Below are 15,034 nucleotides of genomic sequence, written 5' to 3'. Positions count from 1 at the left end.
ATTAAAATCTATGAAAAATTTAATTCTTTCTCTTACGCTAATTACAGCTTTTTCCTCCTATTCTCAAGAACATTTTAGTGGAATTTCAACTTCTAAAAGAGGTGGTTTGTTGAATGCTAATAACAATCCCGCAGAATTAGTTAATATGAACACTAAATTTGAAGCTAATCTTTTCAATTTCTCTTTGGGAATGGCAAATAACAAACTAACCTTTAGCGATTTAGTTAGCGGAGACAACTTAGAAGATAAAATTTTTGAAGGTGATGAAGCTGTTAATTTAAGATTAGATGCTCAAATTCTTGGCCCTTCTTTTGCCTTTAAATACCAAAAATGGGGTTTCGGAATTACTTCAATTGCTAACATAAAAGCAAATGCTATCAATGTCGATTCAAATTTAGGAGATGCAATTCAGAATGGCGAATTAAGTAATATTTTTTCTCAAACCTCTATTTCTTCAAACGATAATCAAAGATTAAATGCAACTACTTGGGGAGAGCTTGGTTTTACAATTGCTAGAAACTTAATCGATTTACCTAAACATAAATTGAATGTTGGAACGAATTTACGTTTATTATTTCCAGGAGCTTATGCCAACTTTTCAGCAGACAATCTAAATGGTACAATCGTAAACAATTTTGGAGATATTTCATTAGTAAATGCTTCTGCAAACATAAACATTGCTTATGCTGGAGTTTTGGCAAATGATTACAACGACCAAGGAAACTACAACGAGTTTTTCTCTCAAGGAATCAATGGTTTTGCCGCTGATATTGCTGTAAACTATCGTTGGAAAGATGAAAACGATGCAAACAGCTACCGATTAAATACAGGTCTATCAATTAAAAATATTGGTTCAATGACTTTTAAATCGGATAATAATTTAAGTAAAAACTACATTTTAAATGTGGATAATTTTGAAAATTTAGATTTAAATCAATTTGAAAATGCTGGAAGTTTATCTGAAATTGAAGCAATCTTAAATGACCCAGCAAACGCGGCTTATTTTCAATCAACATCAAGCACAGCAGATTACACAGTTAAATTACCAACAGTAATTAACGCTTATGCCGATGTTCGATTAACAAAAAAATGGTTTGTAACAGGTAGCATCAATCAAAAAGTAAGTGACGACAGTGAAAGCGACGTTATCACCACTCAAAATTCCTATACTTTAATTCCTAGATTTACAACAAAATGGTTTGAAGCTTATGCACCACTTGCAGCAAATGAAATTTCAGGATTTACTAGCGGTATCGGATTTAGATTAGCCGGATTTTTCATTGGATCAAACAGTGTATTTACAGCTTTAGCCGATAGCGGAAAACAAGCCGATTTATATTTAGGAGTTCGTTTCGGATTTTAATAATTTTTAAAAATATTTCATATGAAATGGAAAGGTAGACGTCAAAGTGACAACGTAGAAGACAGAAGAGGGATGTCGGGCGGTGGAAAGGCAATTGTAGGTGGAGGATTAATTGGGATAGTTATTCTTCTTTTAAATGTTTTTGGTGGAGAAAATGCAAAAATGCTTACCCCTATGTTGGAGCAAATAAATCAAGGGCAAACCTCGACTCCAACTGAACAAAGAGAACTTACTCCTGAAGAAAAGGAAATGGGTGAATTCGTTTCAACCGTTTTTGCTGACACAGAGGATATTTGGACCAAAATATTTGAAGATAACAATTTAGGAACATACGAACAACCAAAAATGGTCTTGTTTACAGGTTCAGTGGAAACAGCCTGTGGTGGCGCAAGTTCGGCTTCTGGACCATTTTATTGCCCTGGTGATAAAAAAGTGTACATGGATTTAGCCTTTTTTGAAGAACTGCGTACCCGTTTTGGAGCTAAAGGTGGCGATTTTGCTATAGCTTATGTCGTGGCACACGAAGTGGGTCACCACGTTCAAACAATACTTGGAACTTCAGGAAAAGTGAGACAATTACAACAATCTAAAAGTGAAGCCGAAGCTAATAAATTATCCGTTTGTTTAGAATTACAGGCCGATTTTTATGGCGGATTATGGGCACATTACAACCAAAAATATTTAGAAGAGGGTGACATTGAAGAAGCGTTAAGTGCTGCACATGCTGTTGGTGACGATGCCATTCAAAGCAAAATGCAAGGGCATGTTGTTCCTGATTCTTTTACACATGGCTCATCAGAACAACGCATGAAATGGTTTATGAAAGGTTTTAAATCTGGTGATATCCGATTAGGCGATACTTTTGCTGAAGAACTATAACTATTTTGAAAATTGAAGCACCCGAATCTGATTATTTGTACATTCAAGATTCTCAAATAACAAATGCTGGAAAAGGTTTATATACAGCAATTGACATTTATCCTAATGAAATTATCTCACTTTTTAAAGGAGAAATTTTAACCGATAATGAAGCTCAAAAAAGAGTTTCTGAAGGTAATGACCGCTATTTCATTAACATGTTAGACGGTTCCATATTGGATTCTATGCATGTAGATTGTTTTGCTAAATATGCAAATGATGCCGAAGCTTTCTCCAAATTAGAATTTAAAAATAATTCCAAAATCACATTAGACGATGATGATAATGTTTGCATCGTAGCTACAAAGAAAATCAAATCCCAACAAGAGATTTTTTGTAGCTATGGTGTTAAATATTGGAAAAAACATAAATAATTCAAATCTATTCCCTTTTAAACTATTTTTTTTGTAATTTTGTTTAACTTTTTTAATTAAATTTTAAACAAAATGAATGTTTCGTACAAAAAAGACTTCACTGATATTGAAATTGATAGAATTATTGAAATGGCTTGGGAAGACAGAACGCCATTTGATGCAATAAAATTTCAGTTTTCTTTAAATGAGGCTGATGTAAAAGCGTTAATGAAAAAAGAACTCAAATTCAGTAGCTATAAACTATGGAGAAAAAGAGTTGAAAATTGCAAAACGAAACATTTAGCTAAACGAGTTGAAGGCATTGATAGATTCAAGTGCAAACTTCAAAGAGCCATAACTAACAATAAAATTTCTAAAAGATAAAAATGAAAAGCAAAATTCCTGATAATGTAGTTTTTTCTAAAGAAAATGGATACAATGCAAATGTACTCGCTTATCCTACAAGTGTTGGTGCGCCAGCAATTAAAATGGATAACGTTGTTGATTGGAAAAATATTGGTATTCGTAATGTTAATAGAGAATTCGAAAGTAAGTTTAATGAACTCAAAGCCGAATATGAAAAATTAATGCAAGAATATGAATGGAATGAAATTTTATACAATGCTAAATATTCATTTGAACCTATAATAGGCGAAACGTATCATTTGTACTTAGCAAAAGACGGTTCCAATTTTCTTTCTTTAATTCACCCAGATTTCTGGAATAAAGAACACATTGGTTCCTTTAAACTGAATAGCAACAAAAAATGGATTCATATAGATTCCAAACAAGATACTTTTTAAATTATTGAATTCTTCTAATTACGTCTAGAAGAATTCAATAATTAAAACCTCAAACTAGCCTAACCACCCTTCCCTATCCAAACTGCGATACTGAATCGCTTCCGCAATATGATGCGATTGAATAGACTCAGAATCCTCTAAATCGGCAATAGTTCTTGAAACTTTTAGAATTCTATCATACGCTCTAGCGGACAAATTTAATCGTTCCATGGCGGTTTTTAGTAATTGCAACGAAACCTCATCTAAAGCACAAAATTCACGAATTAGTTTACTACTCATTTGCGCATTGTAATGAATATATTCATAATTTTCAAATCGCCGTGATTGTATTTCTCTAGCTTTGGTTACTCGTTCTCTAATAGATACGCTACTTTCAGCTTTTCGAGTTTCAGTTAATTTTTCAAATGGAACAGGTGTTACTTCAATATGAATATCAATTCTATCCAATAAAGGTCCAGAAATCTTACTTAAATACCGTTGCATTTCCATTGGAGACGAACTTACAGGCGCATTGGGATCATTAAAATAGCCACTCGGACTCGGATTCATACTCGCCACTAACATAAAAGATGAAGGATAAGTAATTGTAAATTTCGCTCTAGAAATTGTAACTTCCCTATCTTCTAATGGCTGACGCATTACTTCTAAAACTTCTCGTTTAAATTCGGGTAATTCGTCTAAAAATAAAACACCGTTATGTGCCAATGAAATTTCGCCTGGTTGTGGATAACTTCCTCCACCGACTAAAGAAACTGAACTCGCAGTATGATGCGGACTTCTAAAAGGACGTTGTGCCATCAAACCAACATCTTTAGTCTTTCCAGCTACTGAATGGATTTTGGTGGTTTCTAAAGCTTCACGCATCGTCATTGGTGGTAAAATACTAGGCAAACGTTTGGCTAACATTGTCTTTCCTGAACCTGGAGGACCAATTAAGATGATATTATGCCCGCCAGCAGCGGCAATTTCCATGCATCGTTTAATTCCTTCTTGACCTTTGACATCACTAAAATCGTGTTCTGGAAAATCTAATGTTTTATTGAATTCTTCTTTAGTATCTATTGTAGTGGGAATCAAATCTGATTTTCCTTCAAAGAAATTAATGACTTGCAATACATTTTCAACACCATAAACATCAAGTCCATCAACAATTGCAGCTTCTTTTACATTTTGAAAAGGCAAAATCAAACCTTTAAAACCCTCTTCTTTGGCTTTAATTGCAATTGATAAAGCACCTTTTATAGGTTGCAAGCCACCATCGAGCGATAATTCACCCATAATGACATAATTATGAATATCTTCTGATTTAATTTGGGAAGAAGCGGCTAAAATACCAATAGCCAAAGTAAGGTCATAGGCAGAACCTTCTTTACGTAAATCGGCCGGAGCCATGTTGATGGTGATTTTTTTTCCGGGAAGTTGGTACCCGTTGTTTTTTAGTGCGGCAGCTATACGATAACTACTCTCTTTTATGGCGGAATCAGGCAAACCCACTAAGTGATATCCTATTCCTTTATCGATGTTTACTTCTACCGTAATGGTAGTCGCTTCTACGCCAAAAACGGCGCTTCCGAATACTTTTACTAACATGGCTTATACTTTTTAAATGGCTTATATAGATGCAAATATAGAAAAAGTATTGAAAAAAACAACTTTTTTATTGAATTAGACAATCTGTTGGCAATTCAATACTTTTGTACTTTGTATTTACTATTAAAGTTTTATTTATGAATTTCACTTATATCAATGCTTCTACAGGGACTTCGGAAAAGTTTCCAAATAAAACAATTACCTACTTTTTACATAAGCATCTTGAAGAATTTGGAGATACCGAAGAAGACATTCAAAAATGTATAGATTATGTTTTAAATCCTGATAAAGGAGGGCAAATTATCATTGGTACTGATGAAGATAAAATTGTTGGAATTGTAATTTTAAATAATACAGGGATGAAAGATTACATTCCTGAGAATATTTTGGTTTATATCGCAATTGATAATTCGCAAAGAGGAAAAGGATATGGAAAGAAGCTAATGGAAAAAGCGATTTCATCTGTAGAAGGAAATATTGCGTTGCATGTTGAACCAAATAATCCAGCAAAAGCTTTGTATGAAAAACTTGGTTTTACGAATAAATACTTAGAAATGCGATTGATAAAATAATTCGTATTGTGATAAACAACTTTTAGTTACTGTGAATAAAAAACTCCCAATCATAAGATTAGGAGTTTTATTTCATAAATTATTTTTTAAAAGCAGTTACACCATCTTCTAACCATTTTTTATATTCTTCAACATTAGGTGTATAGCCTACAGGTTGGTTTAAATTAGATTCATCATGTGCCATTAAGATGTAATATGGTTGAATGTTAGCTTTATATTTTGTAATTGCTAAATCACTCCATTTTTTACCATATGTAGTAATTTCTTTTCCTGATTTAGTTGTATAAACTTCATCTTTAGGTAACTCTTTTCTATCGTCAACGTACAAAGAAATAAGTACAACATCGTTTTTAAGAATATTTAAAATTTCTGGTTTTGCCCAAACTAATTCTTCCATTCTTCTACAATTTACACAAGTTACGCCTGTAAAATCAATTAAAACTGGTTTATTTACTTTTTTTGCATATGCTAAACCTTCATCGTAATCATGAAAAGCAACGATTTTATGAGGCCCATATTGAGCATGCTCTGGTAATTCTTCTCCTGAACTACTATTTGATTCGATACTATTTTTTGCTCCTACTCCGTTTGGACTTTCACTATATGACATTGGTGGTGGAAAACCACTAATTACATTTAATGGAGCTCCCCATAAACCTGGAATTAAATAAACTGCAAAGGTTAAAGACAATAAACCTAATAATAATCTTCCAACAGAAATATGTGAAAGAGGACTATCATGGGGCAATGTAATTTTTCCAAAAAGATATAATGCTAAACCTAAAAATAATGCCACCCAAATAGCAATAAAAGTTTCTCTCTCTAAAATATGCCAATCCATAACTAAATCAGCCATTGAGAAAAATTTGAAAGCTAGAGCCAATTCTATAAAACCAAATACAACTTTAACGGTATTTAACCAACCGCCCGATTTTGGTAAATTACCCATCATACTTGGGAATAAAGCAAAAATCATAAATGGAAAAGCTAAACCAACTCCAAATCCTAACATGGCAATTGTTAATAATGTAGCACCACCATCAGTAGATAAAGCACCCCCAATTACTAAACCAAGAGCAGGTCCCGTACATGAAAAAGAAACAATTATTAAAGTTAATGCCATGAAGAAGATTCCTATCAAACCTCCTTTATTTGAGGCATTATCAACTTTATTAGCTAAACTAGATGGAATAGTAATCTCAAATGCACCTAAAAATGATATCGCAAAAATGGTAAAAACTGCAAAAAAGAATAAATTCAAATAGGGATTTGTTGATACCTCGTAAAAAATATCCTCGCTAATTCCTTCAAAAACATGAAATGGTAATGAAATCAATACATAAATCAATACAATAAAGAAACCATACATTAACGCATTAAATCGTCCTTTCTTTTTATCTCCGTGAGCACTTTGCTTTAAGAAAAAACTTACTGTCATTGGAATCATTGGAAAAACACAAGGAGTGAATGTAACTAATATTCCAGCTAATAGAGTTGCAAGAAATAATAACCATCCATTCTTTTTTTCTTCATTCGGAGCCAAAGTTGATGTAACTTCTTTAATTGGTTTTTCTGCATCTGCTGTTTCAACAGTTGCTGTATCGGTAGTTATTGTTGTTGTATCAGTCGAAATTACATTTGTTGCTGCTGTATCTTCTACTTTTATCTCAGGCATTTTAAAAGTAAATGTAGCATCTTGTTGGATACATTGTTCTTTACAAACTTGGTATTCTACGTATACTTTAACCTCTTTTAGTTTTGTATTTGTAACTTTGATTATCTGTTTAAACTGAGCCGTTTTAGCAAAGTAATATTCGTCTACTTCAAAAATATCATTATACACTTTTTTGTATGGACTTTCTTTGGTTTTCCCAACTAATGAATAATTTCCTTTTGTGTTTTTATAATCAAAAACCGTTGGAAGTGGTCCGTTTTCTGGAGTAAATTGCGAATACATGTGCCACTCGTTTTCGATAGTAGCATCCATAACCAATTCAAATTCGGTAGCCGATTTTTGAACCACTTTGGTTTTCCATTGTACCGGATTTAAAATTTGTGCATTTCCAAAAAATCCAAAAATTAAGGCGATTAAGGCTAAATATTTTCTCATTCTTCTAATACGATTTTTATACTGTTTTGTGTTGTTTCTTTATTTATAAAACGATTATCTGCTCTTTTCCCGATTACCCAAATAATTTGGTCTTCCGAACATAATAACCATTGATTTTCTTTATCTAAAAGCGAATATTTTTCGTCTTTGAAATACTTACTCAATTTCTTTTTTCCATTCATTCCTGATGGATAAAAATAATCTCCTTCTTGCCATTTTCGAATCGTTAATGGAAATTTGATCTTACTTTCATCTACAAATATACAATTGGAAACTGTTTCAAAAATGTTAACTGCTTTACAAAACCTAAGTTTTAAGGGAATATTAACTTTACTTTCTATCGATTCAATGATGAAAACTTCCGATTTATTTATTTCATTTCTTTCGGAAAGGATTAATTTCTCTCGGTCTTTCAATAATATATGCGTTTCTGAAAAAACTTGTTTTCCTGATTGTGCTTCGACCAAATCATAAATATCATTCCAAGCTGAAAATCCGAATGCTTTCAACAATTGGTACAAATACGCTTTGTAATTTTGGAATTCAAGCAACGGTTTTAGATGAATTTCTAATTGATTTTCCTTCTCTTCAACTACTTTTTCAAAAACCAATTTTGAAGCATCGTTAACCAAAGATTCTGCTTGTTGCAAATGATGTAAGGTCTTTTGAAACGAATCTAAAAATCCCGTATTCAATTCTTTCAAAGTGGGAACAATATTGTGACGTAATTTATTTCTAAAATATTTATCCGAAGCATTACTCGAATCTTCTCTCCATTGGATTTTATTTTCTAATGCATAATTTTCAATTTCTTCTCTTGAAAAAGGCAACAACGGACGAATAATGTTTCCATTTTGAGCTGGAATTCCCGTTAAACCTTCTAAGCCAGTTCCTCTAGTAAAATTGATTAAAAACGTTTCTACATTGTCATCCAAATGATGCGCAGTTAAAACATAATCAAATCCAAGTGAAATAATTTCTTGAAACCAATCGTAACGCAACTTTCGAGCGGCTAATTGAATGGAAAGTTTGTTTTCTTTAGCAAATTCGAGTGTATCAAACGACTCAATAAAATAAGGAATATAGCTGTCTTGGCAAGTTTCCCTAACCAACATTTCATCTGCAACGCTCTCTTTTCCACGAAGTTGGAAATTGCAATGTACTACGCAAATATCAAACCTCAACTTATAAAACAAATTCAACAAAACCATACTATCAACGCCTCCACTAACTGCTAAGAGCAATTTCTTGTCTTTCAGTTTGGGAAAATTTTGTTCGATATGATGTTGGAATTTTGTAAGCATGACCAAAAATAAGGAATTAATTTTTCTCTAATACCCAATTTAGTAAATTCTCTTTATCTACAATAGCCCAAGAATGTGGATGTCTTGTGCCATCAGCTCTATAGCCTTTGTTTTTAGTGTTAATTAATTCGATTTTTTGGAAACCTTTAATTTTTAAATCATTATAAAGTTGTTCAATAAAATAAGAATTAATCTCATCTTTTTGGTTTTTCCGATTTTTTAACCACCAATCAAAATCAGGTTCCGTGTATAGTCTGATTTTTAAATTTTTAAGATTTTCTAAATTAGAAATAGTATTGGTTTCTAGAGTGTAAGGCGATAGTTTTTTATATAATGAAATGGAATCTTTTGGATTACCAAACTCAGAATTAAATGTATCTATTATCCAATTTGCTTCCTCAACAGATTCACTAGAAAAATTTGAAATAATATTTTTTTCAGCAACTTTATACAAACCTAATAAGTCAACAGGAGAATCAACAATAAAAACTCCTTTTGGTTGAATTGAATTTTTTTCTTTAATCAAATAATTACTTAGCAACAAAGTAACATTTCCGCCACCTGAAAATCCACCAATATAAACATTATCAGTACTTAATTTATTGTTTTTAAAAATTGAATTAAAGTGTTTGGACAAATTTTGTAATTCGCTATCTTTCAAATAAAGTTTAAAATTATAATTCATTAAAATAACAGAAACACCTTTCTTATTCGCTTCTTCGATGATTGGAAATTCATTTTTTGTGTTTTCAATATCACAAGGAAAACAAGGAAACAATACCAAAGTAACTTTTGAATTGGCAACTTTATAAATCTCGAATTCTTTATCAATTATATAATTTACTTCTGAAATAGAAGATTTACATGAAAATAGAATAGTAACAACAATTAAAACAAAGAATATTTTTTTCATAACTATTTTATCTTAAAACCTCAAACATTGCTTTTGCTTTTAACAAACATTCTTCATACTCCATCTCTGGAATAGCTTGAGAAGTAATAGCACTTCCAACAGAAAATGATACATATTGTTTTTCCGAATTATACAAAATACTTCGAATCACCACATTAAAATCGAAATCGCCATTTGGTGTAAAATAACCCACTGCTCCACTGTATAATCCGCGTTTGGTTTCTTCTAATGCTTCAATGATTTGCATAGCCGAAATCTTTGGTGCGCCAGTCATGCTTCCCATTGGAAAAGTGGTTCTCAGAATTTCAATTGGTGAAGTCGTATTCTCTACTTCGGAAACGATCGTAGAAATCATTTGGTGGACTTGCTTAAACGTATAAATCTGACACAATTCTTCCACTTGAACGCTTCCTTTTGTAGCGGTATGCGATAAATCGTTTCGGACTAAATCTACAATCATGATGTTTTCCGAACGTTCTTTTTCGTTTTGAAACAAATCGGATTTTAATTGTTCGTCTTGTTCTAAATCGAAACTTCTTCTTGCTGTTCCTTTTATGGGTTGGGAAATGACTTTTAAACCTTCTTTTCGCAAATAACGTTCAGGTGAAGCCGAAAGTAAATATTGAAAATTATTTTTGAAATACACCGCAAATGGTGGTTCGGAAATTGCATTTAGTTTTTGATAAATTTCCAAAGGTTCAATTTGAGTATTTTCAGCAAAAAATTCCATACAAAAATTGGCTTCGTAAATGTCGCCACGATGAATGTGTTCGAGCATTTTTGAAACTTTGGAAAGGTAATTTTCTTTTGAGATACGTTGTTGAATTTCAACATCAGATGACTGAATACTGAACACTGAACACTGAATTATTTCTTCGAAATCTAATTCAATTTCATCATCACACATTCGTAAATATTGAATTTCAACTTGATTTTCCTTGATTAAAAACAACTTTTTAGGTTGGAAGAAAAACAAATCAGGAAATGCTAATCCATCGAAATTATTGGAATGTAAAGCTTCGGTATCGTTTTTTAAATCGTAGGATAAATAACCAAACAACCAATCTTTCGTTTGGCTTTGGTACTGATACAAATCTTGAAACGCATTTTCATAATCGGTTTTAATAGAAGTAAAAGCATCTACCGCCAAAACCGCATCGTAACTCGAATACTTTTGATGATACTGATTCGAATCTAAAAAAACAACTTCTCTGTGTTGGTTAGCCCAATGCAAAAGTTGGTTTTTAAAGTCGGAAAAATGCGAAATATCTTTTGTAATTACTGTTCTCAAATTGGAAAATTTACTTCGTAAAAGTACAACAAAAAAATAGTTGTTGGAAAATGGTTCAAATGTTAAAATTTGGCACGATTTTTATTCTTGCCTCTACAACTAACCCATTAAAAATTCATTTCTATTGATTCTATAACTACTCGTATTAAAAACAATTAATCAATAATTTTAAAAATGAATTTTTATGAACAAAAACACCAAAATCGTATTGACTTTGCTAGCACTTGGCTTAGTCTTATCTTGTAAACAATCTAGAGCTTCTGAAGAATCAGCAGATTATTCAGAAAGTGCAATAACTGATAGCACAAGCATTATTTCTTCTTCCGCAGCTGTTGTTGACAAAAACAGCAATCGAAAATTTGTCCGAACCGCCGATGTAAAATTTAAAGTCAAGAATGTCGCCAAATCGACTTATGCTATTGAAGATGCGACTACGAAATTTGGTGGATTTGTAACCTATACCAATCTTCAAAGCAACATTCACAGCGAAGACCGAACCAAAGTGAGTCAGGATAGCACGTTAGTAACTACAAAATATAAAGTAGATAATAACATCACGATTCGTGTTCCCAACACTAAAATGGATACCGTGATTAAAACCATAGCGAAACAAATTCATTTTTTAGATTATCGAATCATTAAAGCAGATGATGTTTCCTTACAAATGTTATCCAATGAATTAGCCCAAAAAAGAAGTAATTCTTCTGAAAAACGTTTGGAAAATGCAATTGATTCTAAAGGAAAGAAACTAAATCAAATTGTAAAAGCAGAAGAAACTTTAGATGCTAAAAAAGAACAAAATGACGCTTCAAAATTGCAGAATTTATCGTTACAAGACCAAGTTAATTTTAGTACTTTAACGTTAAACATCTATCAAGACGAAAGCATTAAACAAGAAATGGTGGCTAATGAAAAAAACACCAACGCTTACCGCCCTAATATTGGTTTACAAATCTGGGATAGCATAAAAACGGGTTGGTTTATGTTAGAAAACATTATTTCGTTTATTGTAGTTCTTTGGCCTTTTGTCTTAATAGGATTTTTAGGATTCTTGGGATATAAGAAGTTTTTGAAAAAATAAGAAATAAGCCATCGGGAAACCGGTGGTTTTTTGTTTATAATCATTGTATTGCGACTAATATTGTATTCGATTTTTTTATTATTTTTGAAAAAAGATAAAACCGACATTTGTCATACCTATACACCCAAAATTGGGTAGCTAAGTATGATTTTTTTAGACATATATACAAGTTAGTGGCAATTTTAAAACAAAAATTTCGTGGAAGAAATACTTAAGTACTTTTTAGACTTTTTCAAGAGAAAAGATGGCAGTAAAAGCTATTGGGGACTATTCACTCTAATTATCATTTTCTTATTGATTAATTATACATTTAATTTTACAGATCAATATAAGTTTGAGAAGAAAATCGAAAACATTAAGAGCATAGAAAATCTTTTGAATGATAAAACTTTAGATAGAAATGTAGTAGTTTATCTAAATAAAAAAAAGCAAGAAATAATTACTGAAATAAAATACAATGAAAATGATTTGTACCTGATACCTAAAGAACAAGTCAATGGTTTTTTAGACTTTCGAAAATTTCCATTGTTACATTACTTAAGTTCTTCTTGGCTTTTTATAATTTTAGCTATATATACGCCAATATCGCTATTTAGAAGAAATACTATTGAAAGGGGTACATTCTTTGCATCAAGGTTACTAACTATATTGTTGTTTTTCACTTTTTTTTATATTCTATCTATTTTATATGCAACACTTTTGGAAATAATTCCAATTATATCCTTCAATAAATTATGGATTAATTATATAGTTAATTTTATTTCAGTCTTTATTGTAATTCTCTCACTATATTTTCTTTATCAAATTTTGAACTTCGGAATTAATTATAATGAGACTATTGAAAATTCACATAATGAACATATTCCTAAATCAAAAGTTCCTGATATATTTGAACATACTGAATTAGGTAAAGTTATAGGAGAAAAAAATCCTTTATTATGGGCAGGACAAATAATTAAATATAATTTCAAAGAAAATAATAAACCATATAATATTGTTTTGAGTATTGTAATTATTTTCTTTTTCTTCTTTTCTATATTTTGCTTTTTTTATACAATTTACAACCTATTTCAATAACAAAAACTGCCACTAACAGGCGTTTGGCAAGATTGCGAATTTTGTAGTAAATTCACTTTTACATTTCGCAAGAATTTTTATCTTTAACAGAAAATAATCGGTTCCGAAGTTCGCAACCTCGCCAAGCGCCGGAACGTTAAAAATCAAGTTAAAAAAGCTTTTTATGGCTACTCAACATTTTTAAAACATAAAAAAATCCCAAACTCAATTGAATTTGGGATTTTTGATATATTAACTTTTCTATTTACACGTGTAATGCTCTGTTATCTGTCGCTGCTAATGCTGCTTCTTTGATAGCTTCTGCAAACGTTGGGTGTGCGTGAGACATTCTTGAGATATCTTCTGCACTTGCTCTAAATTCCATAGCGGTTACTGCTTCTGCTATTAAATCAGCACATCTTGCACCAATCATGTGAACTCCTAAAACTTCATCTGTTTTGGCATCGGCTAAGATTTTTACAAATCCGTCAGTGTCTCCTCCTGCTCTAGCTCTTCCTAAAGCTTTGAATGGGAAACTTCCTGCTTTGTAAGCTACACCTTCTGCTTTTAATTGCTCTTCTGTTTTTCCAACAGCGGCAACTTCTGGCCAAGTATATACTACTCCTGGAATTAAATTATAATCGATATGAGGTTTTTGACCTGCTAAAATTTCAGCGACCATTACTCCTTCTTCTTCCGCTTTGTGTGCTAACATCGCTCCACGAACTACATCACCAATTGCATAAACATTGGAAGCCGAAGTTTGTAAATGATCATTTACTTCGATTTGACCTCTATCCGTAACTTTTACGCCTGCTTTTTCAGCATTTAATCCATCAGTATAAGGACGACGACCCACAGAAACTAATGAATAATCACCTTCTAATGTGATGATTTCTCCTTTAGCATTTTCTGCTTTTACCGTTACAACATCCCCAGCTCTTTCTACTGATTGTACTTTGTGAGACGTGTAGAATTTCATTCCTTGTTTTTTCAACACTTTAGTCAATTCTTTTGATAAAGCAGCGTCCATTCCTGGAATAATTCTATCCATGAACTCTACTACAGAAACTTGCGCTCCTAAACGTAAATATACTTGACCTAATTCGATTCCGATAACACCACCACCAATAATTACTAAGTGTTTTGGAACTTCTTTCAGTTTCAAAGCTTCAGTAGACGTGATGATTCTTTCCTTATCTAATTTGATAAATGGTAAACTTGATGGTTTAGAACCTGTAGCAATAATAATATTTTTTGATTCGATGATTTCCGAAGAACCATCTTCTTTAGTCACTTTTACAGAAGTAGCACTTTCAAACGAACCTACTCCATTGAAAACCGTGATGTTGTTTTTATCCATTAAGAATTTTACACCACCAGAAGTTTGATCAACAACTGCTTGTTTACGAGCAATCATTTTTTCAAGATTCACTTTTACATCACCAGAAACTTCAATTCCGTGGTCAGCAAAGTGTTGTAACTCTTCGTAATGATGAGAAGATGCTAATAATGCTTTCGATGGAATACATCCCACGTTTAAACAAGTTCCTCCAAGTGTTGAATATTTTTCAATAATAGCAGTTTTAAAACCTAATTGGGCACAACGGATAGCTGAAACATATCCTCCAGGTCCAGAACCTATAATGGTTACATCAAATTGACTCATGATTTTATATA

The 15,034-nt window shown here is 31.9% G+C and carries 14 protein-coding genes; 8 read left to right on the top strand and 6 right to left on the bottom strand.

The window, feature by feature from the left end; translation table 11 throughout:
• Nucleotides 1-10: 10 nt before the first annotated feature.
• The 5 genes from AAEO58_RS09015 to AAEO58_RS08995 all read left to right on the top strand — a co-directional run bounded on the left by AAEO58_RS09015 (nt 11) and on the right by AAEO58_RS08995 (nt 3,437).
• Nucleotides 11-1,363, top strand: a complete 1,353-nt coding sequence (locus tag AAEO58_RS09015; protein ID WP_341683114.1) for a hypothetical protein — start codon at nt 11-13, stop codon at nt 1,361-1,363.
• 21 nt (nt 1,364-1,384) lie between these two features.
• Nucleotides 1,385-2,242, top strand: a complete 858-nt coding sequence (gene ypfJ, locus AAEO58_RS09010) for a KPN_02809 family neutral zinc metallopeptidase (protein WP_341683113.1) — start codon at nt 1,385-1,387, stop codon at nt 2,240-2,242.
• Between the two features lie 5 nt (nt 2,243-2,247).
• A complete protein-coding gene (locus tag AAEO58_RS09005) occupies nt 2,248-2,655 on the top strand; it encodes an SET domain-containing protein-lysine N-methyltransferase (RefSeq protein WP_341683112.1) in 408 nt (135 codons plus the stop codon).
• 72 nt (nt 2,656-2,727) lie between these two features.
• Nucleotides 2,728-3,018, top strand: a complete 291-nt coding sequence (locus AAEO58_RS09000; protein ID WP_341683111.1) for a TIGR03643 family protein — start codon at nt 2,728-2,730, stop codon at nt 3,016-3,018.
• Between the two features lie 2 nt (nt 3,019-3,020).
• On the top strand, nt 3,021-3,437 hold the full coding sequence (locus AAEO58_RS08995; RefSeq protein ID WP_341683110.1) for a DUF2452 domain-containing protein: 417 nt from the start codon (nt 3,021-3,023) through the stop codon (nt 3,435-3,437).
• A 54-nt stretch (nt 3,438-3,491) separates the two neighbouring features.
• Here the strand turns inward: AAEO58_RS08995 and AAEO58_RS08990 are convergent, their stop codons facing one another.
• Nucleotides 3,492-5,027, bottom strand: coding sequence for a YifB family Mg chelatase-like AAA ATPase (locus tag AAEO58_RS08990; RefSeq protein WP_341683109.1), 1,536 nt, complete (start codon nt 5,025-5,027; stop codon nt 3,492-3,494).
• A gap of 137 nt (nt 5,028-5,164) precedes the next feature.
• Between AAEO58_RS08990 and AAEO58_RS08985 the strand changes: the two genes are divergently transcribed.
• Nucleotides 5,165-5,599 carry a GNAT family N-acetyltransferase gene (locus tag AAEO58_RS08985; protein WP_341683108.1) on the top strand — a complete coding sequence of 145 codons (435 nt, stop codon included), beginning with the start codon at nt 5,165-5,167 and terminating at the stop codon, nt 5,597-5,599.
• Between the two features lie 79 nt (nt 5,600-5,678).
• Here AAEO58_RS08985 and AAEO58_RS08980 read toward each other — a convergent pair whose 3' ends face one another.
• The 4 genes from AAEO58_RS08980 to AAEO58_RS08965 are packed head-to-tail and all read right to left on the bottom strand — an operon-like array spanning nt 5,679 to nt 11,217.
• On the bottom strand, nt 5,679-7,709 hold the full coding sequence (locus AAEO58_RS08980) for a protein-disulfide reductase DsbD family protein (protein ID WP_341683107.1): 2,031 nt from the start codon (nt 7,707-7,709) through the stop codon (nt 5,679-5,681).
• On the bottom strand, nt 7,706-9,013 hold the full coding sequence (tilS, locus tag AAEO58_RS08975) for a tRNA lysidine(34) synthetase TilS (protein ID WP_341683106.1): 1,308 nt from the start codon (nt 9,011-9,013) through the stop codon (nt 7,706-7,708). The genes AAEO58_RS08980 and tilS overlap by 4 nt, the downstream gene beginning before the upstream one ends.
• Nucleotides 9,014-9,029: 16 nt before the next feature.
• Nucleotides 9,030-9,926, bottom strand: a complete 897-nt coding sequence (locus AAEO58_RS08970; protein WP_341683105.1) for a hypothetical protein — start codon at nt 9,924-9,926, stop codon at nt 9,030-9,032.
• 7 nt (nt 9,927-9,933) lie between these two features.
• The gene (locus AAEO58_RS08965; protein WP_341683104.1) at nt 9,934-11,217 is read right to left on the bottom strand and encodes an anthranilate synthase component I family protein; all 1,284 of its coding nucleotides are present in this window, start codon (nt 11,215-11,217) and stop codon (nt 9,934-9,936) included.
• A gap of 184 nt (nt 11,218-11,401) precedes the next feature.
• Here AAEO58_RS08965 and AAEO58_RS08960 point away from each other — a divergent pair, with 184 nt between their 5' ends.
• Together AAEO58_RS08960 and AAEO58_RS08955 are read left to right on the top strand one after the other, a co-directional pair.
• Nucleotides 11,402-12,298 carry a DUF4349 domain-containing protein gene (locus tag AAEO58_RS08960; protein ID WP_341683103.1) on the top strand — a complete coding sequence of 299 codons (897 nt, stop codon included), beginning with the start codon at nt 11,402-11,404 and terminating at the stop codon, nt 12,296-12,298.
• Between the two features lie 198 nt (nt 12,299-12,496).
• The gene (locus AAEO58_RS08955) at nt 12,497-13,375 is read left to right on the top strand and encodes a hypothetical protein (protein ID WP_341683102.1); all 879 of its coding nucleotides are present in this window, start codon (nt 12,497-12,499) and stop codon (nt 13,373-13,375) included.
• A 244-nt stretch (nt 13,376-13,619) separates the two neighbouring features.
• On the opposite strand, the gene lpdA is transcribed toward AAEO58_RS08955, so the two are convergent.
• On the bottom strand, nt 13,620-15,023 hold the full coding sequence (lpdA, locus tag AAEO58_RS08950; RefSeq protein WP_341683101.1) for a dihydrolipoyl dehydrogenase: 1,404 nt from the start codon (nt 15,021-15,023) through the stop codon (nt 13,620-13,622).
• Nucleotides 15,024-15,034: the final 11 nt, after the last annotated feature.

The organism is Flavobacterium helocola (genome assembly GCF_038289885.1).
Classification (GTDB): Bacteria; Bacteroidota; Bacteroidia; order Flavobacteriales; family Flavobacteriaceae; genus Flavobacterium; species Flavobacterium cheniae.
The sequence above is the reverse complement of the archived record's forward strand: the minus strand, read 5'-3'. Positions and strand labels throughout refer to the sequence as shown.

Coding starts and splice junctions, on each gene's coding strand:
- AAEO58_RS08990 (WP_341683109.1), bottom strand. CDS start 5,027: ATGTTAGTAAAAGTATTCGGAAGCGCCGTTTTTGGCGTAGAAGCGACT.
- lpdA (WP_341683101.1), bottom strand. CDS start 15,023: ATGAGTCAATTTGATGTAACCATTATAGGTTCTGGACCTGGAGGATAT.
- AAEO58_RS09000 (WP_341683111.1), top strand. CDS start 2,728: ATGAATGTTTCGTACAAAAAAGACTTCACTGATATTGAAATTGATAGA.
- AAEO58_RS09015 (WP_341683114.1), top strand. CDS start 11: ATGAAAAATTTAATTCTTTCTCTTACGCTAATTACAGCTTTTTCCTCC.
- ypfJ (WP_341683113.1), top strand. CDS start 1,385: ATGAAATGGAAAGGTAGACGTCAAAGTGACAACGTAGAAGACAGAAGA.
- AAEO58_RS08995 (WP_341683110.1), top strand. CDS start 3,021: ATGAAAAGCAAAATTCCTGATAATGTAGTTTTTTCTAAAGAAAATGGA.
- tilS (WP_341683106.1), bottom strand. CDS start 9,013: ATGCTTACAAAATTCCAACATCATATCGAACAAAATTTTCCCAAACTG.
- AAEO58_RS08960 (WP_341683103.1), top strand. CDS start 11,402: ATGAACAAAAACACCAAAATCGTATTGACTTTGCTAGCACTTGGCTTA.
- AAEO58_RS08985 (WP_341683108.1), top strand. CDS start 5,165: ATGAATTTCACTTATATCAATGCTTCTACAGGGACTTCGGAAAAGTTT.
- AAEO58_RS08980 (WP_341683107.1), bottom strand. CDS start 7,709: ATGAGAAAATATTTAGCCTTAATCGCCTTAATTTTTGGATTTTTTGGA.
- AAEO58_RS08970 (WP_341683105.1), bottom strand. CDS start 9,926: ATGAAAAAAATATTCTTTGTTTTAATTGTTGTTACTATTCTATTTTCA.